16 protein-coding genes are annotated in these 17,421 nt (G+C 71.6%); 3 read left to right on the forward strand and 13 right to left on the reverse strand.

Annotated elements, in window-relative coordinates; all coding sequences use genetic code 11:
* Positions 1–57: 57 nt before the first annotated feature.
* On the reverse strand, positions 58–183 hold the full coding sequence (locus ACGWYJ_RS10130; RefSeq protein WP_395105445.1) for a hypothetical protein: 126 nt from the start codon (positions 181–183) through the stop codon (positions 58–60).
* A 135-nt stretch (positions 184–318) separates the two neighbouring features.
* Here ACGWYJ_RS10130 and ACGWYJ_RS10135 point away from each other — a divergent pair, with 135 nt between their 5' ends.
* A complete protein-coding gene (locus ACGWYJ_RS10135) occupies positions 319–1,128 on the forward strand; it encodes an alpha/beta fold hydrolase (RefSeq protein ID WP_395105447.1) in 810 nt (269 codons plus the stop codon).
* Positions 1,129–1,163: 35 nt separating this feature from the next.
* Entirely contained in the window at positions 1,164–2,096 is a 933-nt protein-coding gene (locus ACGWYJ_RS10140) for a helix-turn-helix domain-containing protein (RefSeq protein WP_395105449.1), read from the forward strand.
* Here ACGWYJ_RS10140 and ACGWYJ_RS10145 read toward each other — a convergent pair.
* From ACGWYJ_RS10145 to ACGWYJ_RS10195, 11 genes are all read right to left on the reverse strand, one after another.
* Complete coding sequence (locus ACGWYJ_RS10145; RefSeq protein WP_395105451.1) at positions 2,050–2,883, reverse strand: mycofactocin-coupled SDR family oxidoreductase; 834 nt, start codon at positions 2,881–2,883, stop codon at positions 2,050–2,052. The genes ACGWYJ_RS10140 and ACGWYJ_RS10145 overlap by 47 nt on opposite strands.
* Positions 2,880–3,722, reverse strand: coding sequence for a mycofactocin-coupled SDR family oxidoreductase (locus tag ACGWYJ_RS10150; protein WP_395105452.1), 843 nt, complete (start codon positions 3,720–3,722; stop codon positions 2,880–2,882). The genes ACGWYJ_RS10145 and ACGWYJ_RS10150 overlap by 4 nt, the downstream gene beginning before the upstream one ends.
* 12 nt (positions 3,723–3,734) lie before the next feature.
* A complete protein-coding gene (locus ACGWYJ_RS10155; RefSeq protein ID WP_395105454.1) occupies positions 3,735–4,433 on the reverse strand; it encodes a helix-turn-helix domain-containing protein in 699 nt (232 codons plus the stop codon).
* A 60-nt stretch (positions 4,434–4,493) separates the two neighbouring features.
* A complete protein-coding gene (locus tag ACGWYJ_RS10160; RefSeq protein ID WP_395105455.1) occupies positions 4,494–5,249 on the reverse strand; it encodes a glucose 1-dehydrogenase in 756 nt (251 codons plus the stop codon).
* Complete coding sequence (locus tag ACGWYJ_RS10165) at positions 5,246–7,243, reverse strand: pyruvate dehydrogenase complex E1 component subunit beta (protein ID WP_395105457.1); 1,998 nt, start codon at positions 7,241–7,243, stop codon at positions 5,246–5,248. Before ACGWYJ_RS10165 ends, ACGWYJ_RS10160 begins: the two co-directional genes overlap by 4 nt.
* The gene (locus tag ACGWYJ_RS10170) at positions 7,240–8,811 is read right to left on the reverse strand and encodes an AMP-binding protein (protein WP_395105458.1); all 1,572 of its coding nucleotides are present in this window, start codon (positions 8,809–8,811) and stop codon (positions 7,240–7,242) included. The genes ACGWYJ_RS10165 and ACGWYJ_RS10170 overlap by 4 nt, the downstream gene beginning before the upstream one ends.
* A 4-nt stretch (positions 8,812–8,815) precedes the next feature.
* On the reverse strand, positions 8,816–9,676 hold the full coding sequence (locus ACGWYJ_RS10175) for a mycofactocin-coupled SDR family oxidoreductase (RefSeq protein WP_395105460.1): 861 nt from the start codon (positions 9,674–9,676) through the stop codon (positions 8,816–8,818).
* On the reverse strand, positions 9,669–12,227 hold the full coding sequence (locus ACGWYJ_RS10180; RefSeq protein WP_395105462.1) for an ATP-binding cassette domain-containing protein: 2,559 nt from the start codon (positions 12,225–12,227) through the stop codon (positions 9,669–9,671). Before ACGWYJ_RS10180 ends, ACGWYJ_RS10175 begins: the two co-directional genes overlap by 8 nt.
* A gap of 37 nt (positions 12,228–12,264) precedes the next feature.
* Complete coding sequence (locus ACGWYJ_RS10185) at positions 12,265–13,557, reverse strand: substrate-binding domain-containing protein (protein WP_395105464.1); 1,293 nt, start codon at positions 13,555–13,557, stop codon at positions 12,265–12,267.
* A 90-nt stretch (positions 13,558–13,647) separates the two neighbouring features.
* A complete protein-coding gene (locus ACGWYJ_RS10190; protein ID WP_395105466.1) occupies positions 13,648–14,697 on the reverse strand; it encodes an ABC transporter permease in 1,050 nt (349 codons plus the stop codon).
* Positions 14,698–14,736: 39 nt separating this feature from the next.
* On the reverse strand, positions 14,737–15,690 hold the full coding sequence (locus ACGWYJ_RS10195; RefSeq protein WP_395105468.1) for an alpha/beta hydrolase: 954 nt from the start codon (positions 15,688–15,690) through the stop codon (positions 14,737–14,739).
* A gap of 202 nt (positions 15,691–15,892) precedes the next feature.
* On the opposite strand from ACGWYJ_RS10195, the gene ACGWYJ_RS10200 reads away from it, so the two are divergent.
* Complete coding sequence (locus ACGWYJ_RS10200) at positions 15,893–16,861, forward strand: NAD(+)/NADH kinase (protein ID WP_395105470.1); 969 nt, start codon at positions 15,893–15,895, stop codon at positions 16,859–16,861.
* 50 nt (positions 16,862–16,911) lie between these two features.
* Here ACGWYJ_RS10200 and ACGWYJ_RS10205 read toward each other — a convergent pair whose 3' ends face one another.
* Positions 16,912–17,415, reverse strand: a complete 504-nt coding sequence (locus tag ACGWYJ_RS10205) for a pyridoxamine 5'-phosphate oxidase family protein (protein WP_395105472.1) — start codon at positions 17,413–17,415, stop codon at positions 16,912–16,914.
* Positions 17,416–17,421 lie beyond the last annotated feature (6 nt).

A 17,421-nucleotide genomic window follows, 5' to 3' on the forward strand; every position in this document is an offset into this window, starting at 1 on the left:
CAGAGAGTAAGTAGATCATTCCGGCGGATCGGGCCCACCCCGGTCAGGGGTTCGGAGTCAGTCGATCGGGGTCTCCAGGACCATGAGCCGGGTGCCGCCGGGCTCCTCGCCGTCGTCGGGCGCGGCCCACATCCGCAGCACGCCGCCGGCGGTCTCCAGGTGAACGGGATTGCGGGGCGGCACTCAACCACCCCGTCCGGCATCTCCGGGACCCCGCGAATGATCGAAAGATGACCGTTGGATGAAACCCCAGGCCGCGTGGCCGGTGGGAACATTCGTCCAAGACCGGTGAGCGGACCTCGATGCATCGTTCGGTGCATGAGCGAGTCTGAGGTCAAGAGCTCCCATCGGATGCACGTGATCCACGACGGTTCGCGCCGGGCGTCGCCGCTGCTGCTCATTCACGGGTCGGGGGCCTCCAGCGGCTGCTGGGCCCCGCTGGTCCCGGCGCTCGCCGGCCGCCACCATGTCGTCCGGGTCGACCTGCCGGGCTGCGGCCAGTCCCCGCCCGCCGCGTCGTACGACGTGCCCGACCAGGCGGGGCGGGTGGCGCGGGTACTGGACGATCTCGGCATGGACCACGTCACCGTGGTCGGGCACTCCGGCGGTGGCTATGTCGCCACCGCGCTCGCCGAGCGGCGTCCCGACCTGGTGGGGTTGATCGCGCTGGTCAGTACCGGGCCGCGTCCGGACGCCCTCCTTCCGCAGCCGGTGATCCTGCGGGTGCTGCTGGGGCCGCCGTTCGGGCCGCTGCTGTGGTCGAGGCGTTCGGACGCGATGATCCGTAAGGGGATCGCGGCGACGGCCGCCCGGCCGGTGGACATCCCCGACGACATGGTGGCCGAGCTCAGGGGCACCACCTACCGCGCGTTCCGGGAGGTGCTGCGGAAGAACGGCGCGTACATCGCCGAACGGAGCGTGCCCGAGCGGCTCGCCGCCCTCGGCGTCCCCGTCCTGGTGGTCTTCGGTGCCGCCGATCCTCGCTGGGACCCGTCGTCGGCACGCCACTACGAGGCGGTGCCGGGCGCGCGGGTCGAGATGCTGGACGGCGTCGGGCACCTGCCCATGTTCGAGGCGCCCGAGGCCACCGGCGACCTGCTGTCGGCCTTCGCCGCCGCGGAACGCTGACCCCCTGCCTTGGGGCGCGGGCATAAACTGCTCGCATGCTGCCGGACGGGACGCCGTTCGACTGGACGGGTGCGGAGGTCGCCGTCCCGGATCCACCGCATCGGCTGCCGGGGATCAGCATGGCCGGGTTCCGGCATCGCGTCTCACGAGGCTCCGGCATCGCCATGGTCGCGCACCCGTCCGTCACCCTGCTCGTCGATCTGAGCGAGGGGGACGGCATCGTCTACGACCGCGACGGCCGGCGCGATCGCGGCAGCGTCGTCGTCGGGCTCCTGCCCGGCGAGCTGCGCGCCACCGGCCACGGGATCGGGGAGTGCTTGCAGATCCGGCTGGAGCCGGACGTGGCGGCCGCCGTGCTCGGCGTGTCCACCGAACTCACCGGGACGCTGGCGACCCTCGCCGATGTGTGGGGCCGCGAGGCCGGGCGGGCCGAGGACAGGTTGCGCTCCGCGACGTCCTGGGACGAACGGTTCGCGACCGCGGCGGACATCCTCGCCCGGCGGATGGGCTCCCACCCGACGGTGGACCCGGAGGTCGCCCACGCCTGGCGGCGGACGCTCACCAGCCGGGGCCGGGTGCGGGTCGAGCGCCTGGCCGAGGAGGTGGGCTGGAGCCGCAAGCGCCTCTGGGCCCGCTTCCGATCGCAGCTCGGCATCACCCCCAAACGCGCCGCCCGGCTCGTGCGCTTCGACCACGCCGCCCACCTTCTGGCGGCCGGTCACGCCGCCGCGGGCGTCGCCACCCGCAGCGGCTACGCCGACCAGTCCCACCTCCACCGCGAGGTCAAGGCGTTCACCGGGCTCACCCCCGCGGCCGTGGCCACGGCGCCCTGGCTCGCGATCGACGACGTCGCCTGGCCGCGGCCCCTGTCCTCCGGTCCGGCCAAGGCGCGTCACTCGGGGCGCTCTACGGCTGAAATCCCTATTTCCACACCGCGCCGGCGTCGATCGGCAGGGCCACGCCGGTGATGTAGCGGGCCATGTCGGAGGTGAGGAACAGGAGGGCGTTGCTGACGTCGACGGATTCGATCCAGTCCACCGGAAGCAGCGCCGTCGCGCGGGAGGCCGCGGCGAACTGCTCCTTGGTGGGGTTCTCCTCGTCGGGGACGAAGAGGCGGTACATCACGTCGTTCTGGATCATGTCGGTGTCGACCTGGGTGGGGTTGACCGTGTTGACCCTGATGCCGTGCGGTGCCAGCTCGACGGCGAGGGCGCGCATGAGCCCCACGACGCCGTGCTTGGCCGCGACGTAGTGCGCGACGTTCGGGTACGACTTGAGCCCGGCCACGGAGCTGGTCAGGACGATGGACCCGCCGCGCCCGCCCGCGAGGAGGTGCGGGATGGCGACCTTGGTCGTGCGCCACACCCCGGTGAGGTTGACGTCGATCATGTCCCGCCAGGCCCGCTCGCCCAGCTCGCCGAGGGACCCGCTCGACAGGATCCCGGCGTTGGCCACGACGATGTCGAGGCGGCCCAGCTCGCGCACGCCCTCATCGACGGCCGCCCGCAGGCTCCCGGTGTCGCGGACGTCGGCGGGGCGCGCGACGATCCGCCGGCCGAGCGCCTCGACCTGCCGTACCGTCTCGGCCAGGTCCTCCTCGGTGGCGAGCCCATAGCCGACCGTGTCCATCTGCTCGCAGAGGTCGACGGCGATGATGTCCGCGCCCGCGGCGGCCAGCGTGACGGCGTGGCTGCGGCCCTGGCCGCGGGCGGCGCCGGTGATGAAGGCGACCTGTCCGTCCAGCGAAACGTTCATCGGGCCAGCACCCCCGCGTCGACCGGCAGCCCGATCCCGGTCACGAACCGCGCCTCGTCGGAGGCGAGGAACGCGACCGCGTCGCTGACGTCGGACGGGTCGAGCCAGGGCGTCGGCAGCAGCATCCCGTCCTGGGACGCGGCGGCGAACTGCTCCCTCGTGGGTTCCTCGACGTCCGGGACGAACAGCCGGCGGACCAGCGGATTCTGGATCATGTCGGTGTCGACCTGGGTCGGGTTCACCGCGTTGACCCGGACGCCCTGCGCGCCCAGCTCCTGCGCGAGCGTCTTGGTCAACCCCATCAGCGCGTGCTTCGCCGCGACGTAGTGGGCGATGCCGCCGTACGGGCGCAGCCCCGCCGTGGAGCTCGTGATCACGATGCTGCCGCCGCCGGAGCCGATCAGATGCGGCGCGGCGGCCTTGCACGTGATCCACACCCCGGTGAGGTTGACGTCGACGAGGTCCTGCCACGCCTCGTCGGTCAGTTCCCAGCTCGGGACGCCGCCGCTGTGGACGCCGGCGTTGGCCACGACGATGTCGAGCCGGCCGAGCCGGGCCACGGCGTCGTCGATCGCGGCGCGCGTCTCGTCCAGGTCGCGCACGTCGGCCACCGCCGTGACGACCTCGCGGCCGGTGGCGGTGACGAGGCCGGCGGTCTCGGCCAGGTCGTCCGGTGTGGACAGCGGGTACGGAACGGTGTCGATCTGGCGGCAGAGGTCGAGCGCGATGATGTCGGCGCCCTCCTCGGCCAGCCGGACCGCATGGGCGCGGCCCTGGCCGCGTGCCGCGCCGGTGACCAGCGCGACCCTTCCTTCTGCGCGTTTACGGTTGACGGCCAACGAACGGCTCCTTCACAGGACGGGAGTGCCGCCACGGCCCACGACTATCCAGATCGACACCGACTCGACGTCGAACGGATTGTGCAGCCGGTGGGGTGTCATGGATTCAAAGCGGATGGAATCCCCGGCATTGAGCTCGTAATGGGTGAAGCCGACCTGAACGTGCAGCCCGCCGGAAATGACGTACCCGTACTCCACGCCGGGATGGTGGATCAGGCTGTCCGCGGGACAGGACTCCCCGCCGGGCGCGTAGACGACGTGCAGAAAGTCGTTCTCCGGATCGTGGTCGGAGGTCAACCGCCCCCACACCGCCTTGTCCATCCGCAGCTCGTGCCGGCGGTCGCCGCGCTGGAGCGGCGACCCCGGCTCGGTGTCGCGCGGGTTGGGCACCGAGGGGCGGCCCGCTCCCTTCTGGATCGGCTTGAGCCCTTGCGCCGGCGGGCCGGGCGACGCGGTGGAGTCCACGGGCATCAGGTCGTCGAGCGGCACACCCATCTCTGTGGCGATCGCGTACAGCGTGCCCACCGATGGTTTCGTGCGGCCGAGCTCGACCTGGGATATGAAGCTCGGCGACACGTCGACCCGCCTGGCCATCTCGCGTACGGACATCCCCGCGGCCAGCCGCGCTTTCCGCAACTTCTGCCCCACCGTGTCGAGGGGGGAGGCGGAATTGGGCGGCGGACCGTCTGCGGCGTCGCTCGATGTGCTCATGGGGTCCCCATTCACTGTTACGAGTTCACCTTCAAAAGGAAGTCTCAGGCAGGGCGGGCGTCATGGCAAAACCCATCCGCCGTCCACGGTGAAGGCGGCTCCGTGGATAAAGTCGGCGTCATCGCTCGCCAGGAAGAGCGCCATATGCGCGATCTCCTCCGGTCGTCCCCACCGGCCCGCGGGCGTGTTCGCGACGGCCTCGTCGACGTGCGGGTTCCGGCCCTCGGGGGTGAGCAGGTGCCCGGTCATCCCGGTGTGGATCGCGCCGGGGCAGATGGCGTTCGCGCGGATGCCCCGCTTGCCGTAGTCGAACGCGAGCTGCTTGGTGAAGCCCAGCAGCGCGTGCTTGGACGACGTGTACGCCGCGCCGCCGCCGCCCGCCACGAACGAGGAGATCGAGGCGGTGTTGATGATGACGCCCTTCTTCTGCGCGAGCATCGGCGTGAGGACGGCCCGCGAGAACAGGAACGGTCCGGTGATGTTGATCGCCATGGTCCGGTTCCACAGCTCGTCGGACGTGTCGAGCGCCGGCGTGTAGTCGTCGAGCACACCGGCGTTGTTGCAGAGGATGTCGACGCGGCCGAACAGTTCGAGCGTCCGCGCGACGACGCGCTCGACGTCCGCCCGCACGGACACGTCGGCGGTCTCGGCGACGCCGCGTCCGTCGCCGAGCAGCTCGACGGTCTCCCGCACGGGGTCGGCGCGCACGTCGACGGCGACGACGGTCGCGCCGTTCTCGCTGAACTCCTGGGCCATGGCCCGGCCCATGCCGGAACCGGCCCCGGTGATGATCGCGACGCGCTTGTCCAGCTTCATCCTGATCTCCTTCGTGGGTAGGGGTCCGACATCAGCCACCGCGCGGCGGCGGCGATGCCGGTCTCGTCGGGGATCCACGCCCGTTCGAGGCTCGGGGCGTACGGCGTCGGCGCGGTCGGGGCGCCGACCCGTGCGACGGGTGCGTCCAGGGACCAGAAGCCCTCGTGCACGGCCAGGGCCGCCAGCTCGGCGCCCACGCCGAACTCGGTGACCGCCTCGTGCGCGATCAGCAGCCGGTTGGTGCGCCCGAGGGACTCCAGCACCGTGCGCCGGTCGAGCGGGGCGATCGTGCGCAGGTCGATGACCTCGGCGTCGATGCCCTCCGCCGCGAGCGTCTCCGCGGCGTCGAGCGCGAGCCGCGCCATCCGGGACCACGAGACGATCGTGAGGTCGGTGCCCGCGCGGGTGACGCGGGCCTTGCCGAGGGGGACGCGGTGGCCGGGCGCGGGCATCGCCGCCTTGCGCTCGTACAGCAGCCGGTTCTCGATGAAGATCACCGGGTTGTCGTCGTCGATGGCGGTGCGGAGCAGGCCGTACGCGTCCTCCGGCGTGCTGGGCATCACCACGGTCAGTCCGGGGATGTGCGCGAGCAGCGCTTCGAGGCTCTGCGAGTGCTGGCTGCCCGAGGAGCGTCCCGACCCGAACTGGGTGCGCACGACCATCGGCACCGTCACCGCCCCGCCGGTCATGAACCGCAGCTTGGCGGCCTGGTTCATGAGCTGGTCCAGGCAGGTGCCGAGGAAGTCCAGGTACATGAGCTCCACGACCGGCCGCAGCCCGGCCATCGCCGCGCCCACGCCGAGTCCCATGATCGCCGTCTCGGAGATCGGGGTGTCCAGGACGCGGCCGGGGAACTCCTCCGCGAGCCCGCGGGTCAGCCCGAAGACGTTGCCTCCGCCGACGTCGATGCCCGCGAGGAACACCCTCGGGTCGTCCGCGAGCGCGTCACGCATCGCCTGGCGGAGGATCCGCGAGGTGGACACCGGCTTGGTGGCGTCGGCCGTTCGTGCCTGGAGGGTGGCCTGCGGCCGTTCCGCGACATCGGGGCGCGGGCTGGCCACGTAGTCGAGGACGGTCGCGGGATCGGGCTCGTCCGAGCCGGCCGCGAACGTCTCCGCTTCGGCGACCTGCCGGGCGACCTCGTCCTCGACCTGGTCCAGCTCACCGGCGGGCACGCCCAGCGCGGCGAGGCGCGCGCGGGTCCGCCGCAGCGGGTCCTCGGGCGCGTCGTCAGGGGTCTCCCCCGCGCGGTACCTCTGCGGGTCCCCCTCGTAGTGCCCGCGCACGCGCAGCGTCACCGCCTCGACGAACTGCGGGCCCCCGCCCGCGCGCACCTCGTCGAACACCTCGGCCATCGCCGCCTCCACGGCCTCGACGTCGTTCCCGTCGACGGCGCGGAACGGCAGGCCGTAGCCCGCGGCCCGGGAGGACAGCGGGACGGCGTGCTGGTCGCTCGTCCGGGAGAACTCCGAGAAGCCGTTGTTCTCGCAGACGAAGACGATCGGCAGGCGCCAGAGCGCGGCGAGGTTGACCGACTCGTGGAACGCGCCGGTGGCCACGGCGCCGTCGCCGAAGAACGCGATCGCGAGGGCGTCGGAGTCCCGTACGCGCAGGGCGTGGGCGGCCCCGGCGGCGATCGGCAGGCCGGCCCCCACGATGCCGTTGGCGCCGAAGATGCCCAGCGCCGGGTCGGCGACGTGCATGGAGCCGCCGCGGCCACGGCAGGTGCCGGTCGCCTTGCCGGTCAGCTCGGCGAACATGCCGGACGGGTCGAGTCCCTTGGCGAGCACGTGCCCGTGACCGCGGTGCGTGGACGTGATGATGTCGTCGGGTCGGGCGCGGAACAGCGTGCCGACGGCGACCGCCTCCTGGCCGACGGACAGGTGCACGAATCCGGGGATGGCGCCCTGGCCGTAGAGCACCGCGATCCGCTCCTCCATCTTGCGGATGAGCAGCATCCGCCGGAACGCGGTGAGCAGGTCGTCACGGTTCACCGGCGTTCGCCCCGGCCTTCGGCGAGCTCGCGGACCGCCCTCTCCCGCAGCCGGAACTTCTGGATCTTCCCGCTCTCGGTCCGCGGCAGCCGGTCGGTCACCAGCAGGTACTCCGGCAGCTTGTGCTTGGCGATGTCGTGCTCCAGCAGGAACGCGCCGAGTTCGCGCAGTGTCGGCGGTGGCGCGTCCTCGGGGGTGACGACGAACGCGCAGGCCCGTTCGCCCAGGGTGTCGTCCGGCACGCCGACGATGGCGACGTCCGCGACCGCGGGATGCTCCAGCAGGTAGTCCTCGACCTCCTTGACGCTGATGTTCTCGCCGCCGCGCACGACGATGTCCTTCACCCGGCCCGCGATCGTGATCCCGCCGTCGGGCGAGATCGTCGCCAGGTCACCGGTGCGGAACCAACCGTCGGCCGTGAAGGACTCGGCGGTGTGCTGTTCGTCGAGGTATCCGAGGCACAGCTCGGGGCCGCGCACCTCCAGCTCCCCGACGCCGTTCACCGGATCGGCGAGGCGGGCCTGGGAGGACCCGGTGAGCCGCCCGTCGGTGTCCGCGCGGATCCGTTCCGGGTCGTCGGGTCCGCCGCAGGTCACGGTCGGCATCTCGGTCAGCCCGTAGGCGCGGACCACGGCCGCGCCGAGCACCTCGGTGGCCCGCCGTACCAGGTTGGGCGGGACGTCGGCGCCGCCGCAGACGAACCCGGTCAGCGCCGAGGTCGTGCCGCGCCGGGCGTACTCGTCGCAGAGCCCGCGCAGGAACGGCGTCGCGCCCACGCTGAACGTGCAGGAGTCGGCCTCGACGATGTCCACCCCGGCCGCCGCGTCCCACTCCGCCTGAAGCACGACCGAGCCGCCGACCAGCAGGGGCATCATCACCCCGTACACCAGTCCGGTGATGTGGCCGACCGGGGACGGCATGTAGACCCGGTCGCCGTCGAGCCGGAACAGCCGGGCGATCGACCAGGCGTCGCTGAGCAGCGTCCGGTGGCTGTGCAGCACGCCCTTCGGGACGCCGGTCGTGCCGGAGGTGAACATCAGCACGCACACGTCGTCGAGGCCGGCGTCGAGCTCCGGCTCGGGCGCGGACACCTCGTCCTCGGGGGCCTCCGGGTCCCGTACGGTCAGGACCGGGACGTCCCGCCCGGCCCGCGCGGTCGCGGTGCGGATCATCTCCGGGTGGCGGGTGTTCCGGTAGCGGGCCGGTGCCACGAAGGCGGCGATGTCGCAGGCCGCGAGGATCCGCTCCAGTTCGGCCGCCCGGAAGTTCACCGGCACCGGGCACACCACGGCGCCCATCCCCCACAGCGCGTGGGCCGTCGCGACCGCCTCCCACCAGTTCGGAAGCTGGACGCCGACGACGTCGCCGCGCCGGACCCCCGCCGCCCGCAGCCGGGCCTGCTGGACGGCGACCGCCGACAGCAGCGCGCCGGAGTCCAGCCGTGTCGCGCCGTCCACCACCTGCGTGCGCGCGTCGCGCAGGGCGGCCGCGAGAACGGCGGGGGTGGCGGCGGTGATCTCCTCCGCCTCGGGATGGCGCGTCGTGGGCGCCCAGGTGCCGGTGAGCATGCGGTCAGACCTCGCGGACCGGGTTCGGGTTGCTGCCGGGAAGCACCGCGTGGCCGCCGTCGACGGGCAGGGCGACGCCGGTGATGTCGCGGGCGTCGTCGGAGGCGAGGAACACCACCGAGCCGCTGATGCTGCTCGGCTCCAGCAGTCCGCGCCCGGCGATGGCGGACCAGCCGTACGCGTTGTCCCGCCGGTCCTGCGGCGTGCCGCCCGGCCCGCCCGCCATCATGTCGTAGGCGCCCTGCCAGTCGTTCATCTTGGTGTCCACGATCCCCGGGCAGACCGCGTTGCACCGGATGTTGTACGGCCCCAGCTCGATGGCCGCGTTGCGCATCAGCCCGAGCACGCCGTGCTTGGCCGCCACGTAGTGGGTCATGCCGGCGCCGGCCTCGAAGCCGTTGACCGACGAGGTCAGCACGATCGACCCGCGCCTCTGCTCGATCATGGTCGGGACGACGGCCTTGACCGAGCGCCACGCCCCGGTCAGGTTGATGTCGAGCATCTCCTGCCACTGCTCGTCGGTGAGCTCCCAGAGCCGGCCGAGCGCCCAGATCCCGGCGTTCGCGACGAGGATGTCGATGCGCCCGAACTCGGCCACGCCGCGGCGGACCACGTCGTCCAGGCCGCCGCCGTCGCGGACGTCGCACTCGGCCGCGATCACCCGCCGGCCGAGTCCCTCGATCTCCTTCGCGGTGGCGTCGAGATCGGCTCGCGTCGCCAGCGGGTACGGGGCGGTGTCCACGTCCCGGCACAGGTCGATCGCGATGATGTCCGCGCCGGCCGCGGCGAGGGCGAGGGCGTGCGAGCGGCCCTGGCCGCGGGCCGCACCGGTGACGAACGCCACTTGTCCGGTCAGATCAGGCATGCTTCCTACGCTCCTTCGAGATCAGCAGGCCGAGGCCGCCGAAGGCCGACGGGGGCCGTACCGCGCTGACGGTCAACGCGACGATGGTGAGCACGCCGACGGCGATCAGATAGCCGCCCGTCGGCAGGTCGACGAAGGGAATGAAGTTCTGGACCTCGGCGACGAAGACCGCGCCGAGCACACAGCCGATGGCCGAGCCGCGGCCGCCGGTCAGCAGCGCGCCGCCGATCACCGGCACGGCGATGGACAGCAGCAGGTAGCCGGACCCGGAGTTCGGGTCGCCGATCCCCGTCTGCGCCGCGAGCGCCACCGAGCCGAGACCGGCGATCGCCCCGCCGACGACGAACATCGCCGCCCGGAAGAACGGGGTGCGCACGCCGAGCTGCGACGCCCGCGCCTCGGAGTAGCCGACCGCCCGCGACCGCAGCCCGGCCCGCGTGCCGTTGACCCAGAGGTCGAACGCGATCGCCAGCACGACCGCGACCAGGAAGAAGCTCGGGATGTACGCGACCCCCTGCCCCAGCAGCGTGGCCAGGTCGTTGTTGATGAGGCCCTCGGGCTCGGGACGCAGGATCCGCCCGACGCCCAGGAAGATCCCGAGCGTGGCGATCGTGGCGATCACCGCTGTGATGCGCAGCCTGACCACCAGGACGGCGTTCACGGCCCCGAGCAGGGCCCCGGCGGCGACCGCGAGGCCGATCAGCAGCGGCGGCGACAGCTCGGGGAAGAACGAGAGCAGCACGACGATCAGGCCCATCGTCGAGCCGATCGAGGCGTCGATCTCACCGACCAGCAGCACCGGGAGCTGCGCCAGCGCGGCGAGCACCAGCGGCAGGCTGAGCTGGAGGATCGTGCTGAGGTTGCCGATCGTCCCGAAGTTGCTGTCGCGGTACGCGCCGTACACCCACAGCCCGGCGAGCAGCATGCCGAGCAGGACGAACGTCGCCGGGGTCAGCGTGGACCGGCGGCCGGGCCGCCGGGCGCGGCCGGCGCTCCGCTCCTCCCGGTGCCGCCGCTCCTCCTGCTGTTCCTTCGCCGTGCTGAAGGCGTGGACGATCGCCTCCTCCGTCACCTCCTCGCCGGACAGCTCGGCCACGCTGCGGCCACGGGCCAGGACGACCACCCGGTCCGCCAGCAGCCGCAGCTCACCCGCGTCGCTGGAGGTGAAGACCACCGCCGTGCCCTGCTCGGCGACCGCGACGAGAGAACGGTAGATCTCGAACCGCGACCGGACGTCGACGCCCTCGGTGGGCTCCTCGATCAGCAGCGCCTTCGGCTCGCGGGCCACGGCCCGGCCGACGGCCACCTTCTGCTGGTTGCCGCCGGAGAGCGTCCCCACCGGCTGCTCGATCGAGCCGCGAGCCAGGTCGTAGGCGTCGGCGAGCTCGGTGGCACGGGCGACCTCGCGCCGCCGCGGCAGCCATCGCCACCAGCCCCCGGACGACGCGCCGAGCGCCAGCGTGTAGTTCTCCCGGATCGACAGCAGGCCGGAGAGCGACTCGTCGCGGCGGTCCGAGCTGACGAAGACCGCCCCGACGTCGACCGCGGCCTCGGCCCGGCGCAGCGGCACGCCGTCGACGACGACCGTGCCCCCGTCCAGGCCGTCCCCGGCCAGCGCGCGGATCAGCTCCCCCTGGCCGTTGCCCGCCGCGCCGCCGATGCCGACGATCTCCCCGCGCCGCACGCTGAGGTCGATCGGGCCGCAGGACGCCGCCCGCAGGCCCCTGCCCTCAAGGACGACCGGCGCGTCGGGACCGGCGGTGGCGGACCGCCGGGTGAACGCGGCCACCTCCCGCCCGGCCATGTACCGGACCAGCTCGTCGGTGCTCGCCCCCGCGGTGGGCAGCTCGGCCACGAGCACGCCGTCGCGCAGGATCGCGATGTCCGACGTGACGGCGAGGACCTCGTGCAGCCGGTGGGTCACGAAGATGACGCAGGCACCGCGTGCCGCCGCCGCGCGCATGCTGTCCAGGACCCAGGCGACACCGGTCTCGTCCAGCGAGGACGTCGACTCGTCGAACAGGATCACATCGGTCCGCCGGGCCAGCACCGCCGCGATCTCCACCAGGCGTTTCTCGTTGTTCGGCAGATCGCCGATGCGGCTCGCGGGATCGATGCCGCCGAGCCCGGCCGCGTCGAGCACCGCCCGTTGCCAGGAGGTGCCGTTCGCGGCCGGCCGGTACTCGGGCTCGACGATGAGATCGAGGTTCTGCGCGACGGTGAGCTCGTCGATGAGCGAGCCGTCCTGGTAGACACAGGCGATCCGCACGCCGTCCGCCGCCTCGGTCAGCGGCGTGCCGTCGAACCGGACCAGGCCGGCGTCGGCGCGGTGGATCCCGGCGACGATCTTCACGAACGTCGACTTGCCGGAACCGTTCTCGCCGATCAGGCCGTGCACGGCGCCGCGGGCGAACGTCGCCGACATCCCGTTGAGGGCGGTGGTGGAGCCGAAGGTCTTGGTGACCCCCTCGGCCACCAGGCCGCTCCCGTCGGACGTCGCCGGCTCGATCGCGACGGCGCCCGGCCCGGTGTTGCGTCCGGTCGGCCTCATCCTTTGCACCTCCTGTCGATGTGCCGGGGGTGACGGCTCAGCCGGCGTTGAGGACGGTCGTGAGCAGGGAGTCCGGCATGAGCGTCGGGCCGGGGGCGTTCGCGGGCTGGTCGGGCAGGTAGTCGCCCTTCTTCGCGGTCACGAACGGCAGCGGGAACATCAGCATCGGGGCGACCTTCTTGCCCGCCAGGTGGTTCATCAGCGCCGAGAGGGCGATGGCCCCCTCGAAGTTGATGCTGCTGGAGTAGGCGAGCTGCCACTCCTGCGGCGTGCCCAGGTCCTTCTCCCACATCTGGAGCAGGGAGTTGTCGGAGGTCCAGGTGACCTGCGCCGGGACCTTCAGCTTGGCCTTCTGGTAGGTCTGGACGATGTTGACGGTCTGCTTGGCGTAGTCGTAGAGCACCGCGTCGATCTTCTTGCCGGTCGAGATCAGCGCGGTGGTGGCCGACACGGCCCCGCTCTCGGTCCAGCTCGTGTTGGACCGGTTGACGACCTTGATGCCGGGGGCGTTCTGCTGGAACCACTTCTCCGCGCACGCCTGCCATCCGGCGCCCTGCGGGTTGCCGGGGGTTCCGGTGAAGAACGCGACGTTGCCGGAGTTCTTGAGCATCCTCGCCGTCGTCTGCGCCATCTGCTTGCCGTCGTCGCAGAAGTCGGAGGCGACCTGCGAGACGACCGCCTTGGTGGCGTCCTTGCCGGGGATGCCCCCGTAGGCCACGACCGGGATGCCCGCGTTGGTGGCCTGCTGGTACGCCGCGGTCATGGCCGGGCCGAAGTCGTCGTAGGTGACGATCCCGGTGACCTTCCGGGCGATCAGCGTCTTCAGGTTGGCCTGCATCGTCTGCAGGTTGCCGTCGGCCTGGAGGTAGATGACGGTGCCGATGTTGGGGTAGGAGGTGGCCTGCAGGGTGATCTGCGCGCGGGTGATGCGCCGCCACAGGTCCGAGCCGGCCCCGTCGAGGATCGCCAGGGTCAGCTTGCCGTCACCGATCTTGCAGGTCGGCTGGGACATGCAGCCCGCGGCCGTCTTGACCTGCGCCTCGGTGTAGTCGCGCCCGGCCTCGTTCAGTCCCTGAACGATCGTCGGGTCGAGCTGCTCGGCCTTGACGGCGTCGGTGAGGAACGCCTTCTTCAGGTTCTCGGCCTGCTTCTCGGGGGTGACGTTGAGCGGCGTCGGCGCGTACAGCGAGGCGTCGCCGTTGGACGCGCCGGAGGATCCGCTGTTGGTGGACGTGCAGCCGGACAGGGCCGCCGTGGCGGCGAGCGCGGTCGCGGTCAGGACGGCGGGAAGACGTAGTGGGTGGGTACGCGAAAATCGAAGGGTGACCACGGCATCCTCTTCTCTGAGTCGTGGACGGGCCGGGGGTGGCGATCGGAAGGAGAAGACCGGCGGAGTGCCGTCCAGGTGGCCGACCGGTGGTCAGGCGGCCTGCGCGGCCTCCGCGTCGGCGGTGCCACCGGTGCGCCTGCGGCGTAGCAGCCGGACGGCGCCGAGCCCGGTGGCCAGCATGGCGAGGATGAGAACGGCACCCTGGATGACCCCTTGGGTGCCGGGTGCGGCACCGGTTGCCGCGACGTCCTGGTTGATGAAGATGAGGAAGACCGCACCGGCGAGGGTCGCCGCCGGGTGCAGCCGGCCGCCGCTGAGGGCGGCGCCCCCGATGACGACGACCACGATGGTGGACAGCTGGTAGGCGTCGCCGAGCGTGGGCGTCGAAGTGCCGATGCTTCCGACGAGCAGGACACCGCCGACGCTGTAGAGCAGCGACGCGAGCACGTAGGTCGCGGCGCGATAGCGGCGTACGGCGATGCCCTGGTAGCGGGCGGCGCGCGGGCCGGTGCTGGCGGCGGTCAGCCGCCGGCCGACGGCCGTGTAGCTGAGAATGAGGCTGGTCAGCGCGACCAGGATGACGGACGCGACGAGGATGAGGCTGATGCCGCCGCTGAGCAGGTGGCCCGTGAACTCGCTCCAGTCCTCCGGCACCGCGAGGCGGTTCACGCCGTCGCTGTACCAGATGCTGGCGAGGCCGGCCATGACCTGCCCGGTCGCGAGGGTGGCGACCAGCGGGCTCAGGCCGACGTACTCGACGAGGACGCCGTTGGCGACGCCGCAGAGCAGGCCCGCCCCGACCGCGTACGCGATGGCGACGGGGATGGACGCGCCGTCGCCCGCGCTCTTCATGACCAGGACGATGCCGGCGACGGTGACGACCGACGACACGCTGAGGTCGATGCCGCCGGTGCCGATCACCAGCGACTGGCCGAGCGAGGCGACGATCAGCACTCCGAGCAGGGGGGTCATCGTCGCCAGGCCGCCGTAGCTGATGCTGCTCGGGAACAGCGCCGCGCTGGCCGCGAGCATCAGCAGGGCGACCGCCCAGGGCAGCGCGACCGGAGCGGCGCGCCACCGAAGGTCCACCCAGGTCCGCCGGGCCGGACCGGGCGTCTGACCGGGCGTCTGACCGGGCATGGCCTCCCTCCTCTCTCTCCGTGTTCGCCCACCGGCCTGTCAGGCGTACTTGACGATCTGGTTGGCGACCGTCGGCAGTTCCTTGAGGTGGCGGTCGAACCAGGAGCCGGCCGCGTGGGCGGCGTAGTCGAGGGCCGTGACGTCGCTGTAGAGCGTCATGTGGTCGGTGGCGGGAAGGACCACCAGTTCCTTGCGGGAGCTCGGGATGGCGTCGTACACCGCGATCTCCTGGTCCCACATGGTGATGTCGTCCTGGTCGGCGACGATCATCATGACGGGCATGTCGAGCAGCCTCGGCGCGTACGGCGCGGCGTTGTACTCCATCAGCCGTTCGAGCGAGGCGATCGTGTTGCGGTGCTCGTGCCGCGGGGCCTGGGTCGCCTTGAGCTCGTTGAAGATCGTGAGCACGTCGTCGTCGGGCCACACCGAGAACCGGTCGTCGGGCCCGGAGGGCACGCCGGACATCGCCATGTAGCCGTACTCGCCGGTCTCGGTCCGCTTGGCGCGATCCTCGGCGACGAACGCCTTCAGCTTGCGGAACCTGTCGGTCCCGTGCATCCGCCACATGGTCTCGTAGCCGTTGATGACCGGGACGTTGGAGACCACGGCCTTCACGCGCGGGTCGGTGGCGCCGACGATCAGCACGTGGCCGCCGCTGTACGAGATGCCCCAGATGCCGATCCGGTTCGCGTCGATCTCCGGCAGGCCGGCCGCGAACGTGATCGCGTTCTTGTAGTCCTCGATCTGGTCCCACGGATCGATGTGCTGGCGCGGCTCGCCGTCGCTGGCGCCCATCCGCCGGTAGTCGAAGATCAGGGCGGCGAACCCGCGACGGACGAACTCCGCGGCGTACTGCGGCTGGCGAAGCTCCTTGACGTAGCACCAGCCACCGGCCATCACCACCACGGGGAACGGTCCCTCGCCCTCGGGCAGCAGCAGGTCGCCGCGCACCGTCTCGCCTCCGCTGAGGAACTCGATCTCGCGCTGGGTCATCGTGGCCTCCGGAGTGTTTCGGCTGCGTAACTTCGGCAGGAGGGAACGTAATCCAGCTCACAAGCAGTGTCAAGCATTAGTTCACGATCGGAACCAGAGATGTACACAGAAGCCCAAGAACCTCTTGACAGAAGCCAATCAGAGCTGATCAGGTGATGTGTACTGCCACTGCACAGGCATGCCCGCGTCATAGGATGAGGGCATGCGGTCCGGGTCGCGCATGACGGCGATCGGTCTGGTGCTGCACCCGACCAAGCCGGTGGATCGGTCGATCGACACGATCCTGGAGGGCGCGCGCGGCCATCCCGTCCGGGTGCTGGCGCGCGAGCACGACCGGCATCGGGTGCCGGCCCAGGTCCAGCCCGTGCCCGACTCCACGTTCGTGGGCGAGGTGGACATCGTCATCGCGCTGGGCGGCGACGGCACGATGCTCGGCGCGATGCGGCTGATGATCGAACGGCCCGTTCCGGTGCTCGGGGTCAACTACGGCGACCTGGGCTTCCTCGTCGAGGTGACACCGGAGGGGCTGCCGGCCGCGCTGGAGCGGCTCACCCGCGGTGAGTTCACCCTTGAGCAGCACGGATGCCTGGAGGTGAACTCCGCGGGCGTCGATCCGGCGAGCCGGTTCGGGTTCAACGACGTGGTGCTGCGGCAGGGCGACGGCAAGGGCACCGTCTCGGTCGACCTGACCGTGGACGACCTGCGGTACGGCTACTACCGCGGCGACGCCGTCGTCATCTCCACGCCGACCGGCTCCACCGCCTACAACTACGCGGCCGGCGGCCCCGTCCTGTCCCCCTCCTCCGACGCGATCGTCATCACCCCGGTCGCGCCCATGTCCGGCATCAGCCGTCCGGTCGTGCTCGGCGTCCGTGACGAGGTCCGCTTCACCACGGCGAACGACGGCATGCCCATCGCGGTCGACATCGACGGGACCTCGGCGGGCGAACTCGTTCAGGGCCAGTGGCTGACCGCCGTGATGCGCCAGGACGCCGCGCAGGTCGTACGGCTCTCGGCGAGCGAGCACGCGCAGCGCAGCCGGGTCCGGCTCAGCCTGCTCGACCTGCCGCTACGCCCCGACCAGTTGCTCGAACTCATCCCGCCGGACCTGCGCCGCAACGCCGAGGCCGCCCTCAGCAGGAACACCAGGGCCGCCGACCGCTCGTCCTGAGCGTCCAGTGACACTTCCGGCCGGGCGCGCGGCAGGGCGCCGGGCGGCGCTCAGGCGCGCTGCCGTTCCTCTCGTCGCCGTACCAGCTCCTCGACCGCGCTCGGCAAGGTCGTCTCGAAGTCGATCAGCTTCGCCCAGGTGGGCGTCACGACGATCCGGACCATGCCGTCGCTGTAGAGCGAGCGGATCTCGGCCTCCCACTCGACCCGCTGCTCGGGCGTCATCCGGTAGGCGCCGGCCGTCGCCAGGTACTCCTCCGGGATGCCGTCGACGGCGTCCAGCTCGGCCCGGCCGCGGATGAGCAGGATCTTGGGCGGGTGCACCTCGGTGTCGATCGTCAGGGCGACGGCCGGGTTCTCGCGCAGGGACCGCAGCTTCGGCGCGTTCTTCGTGGTGCAGATGACGAGGTGCGTGCCGTTCCAGGTGAAGCCGACCGGCACGTTGCGCGGTGTGCCGTCCCTGGCGACATAGGCCAGGCGGACGATGTCACGACCCCGCAGCAGCTCCTGGCTGATCGGCCGGTTCAAGACCTCGGTCACCTCGTGCGGTTCCACGGCGTC

Source organism: Actinomadura sp. SCN-SB (genome assembly GCF_043906805.1).
In the GTDB taxonomy this organism is placed as follows: domain Bacteria; phylum Actinomycetota; class Actinomycetes; order Streptosporangiales; family Streptosporangiaceae; genus Spirillospora.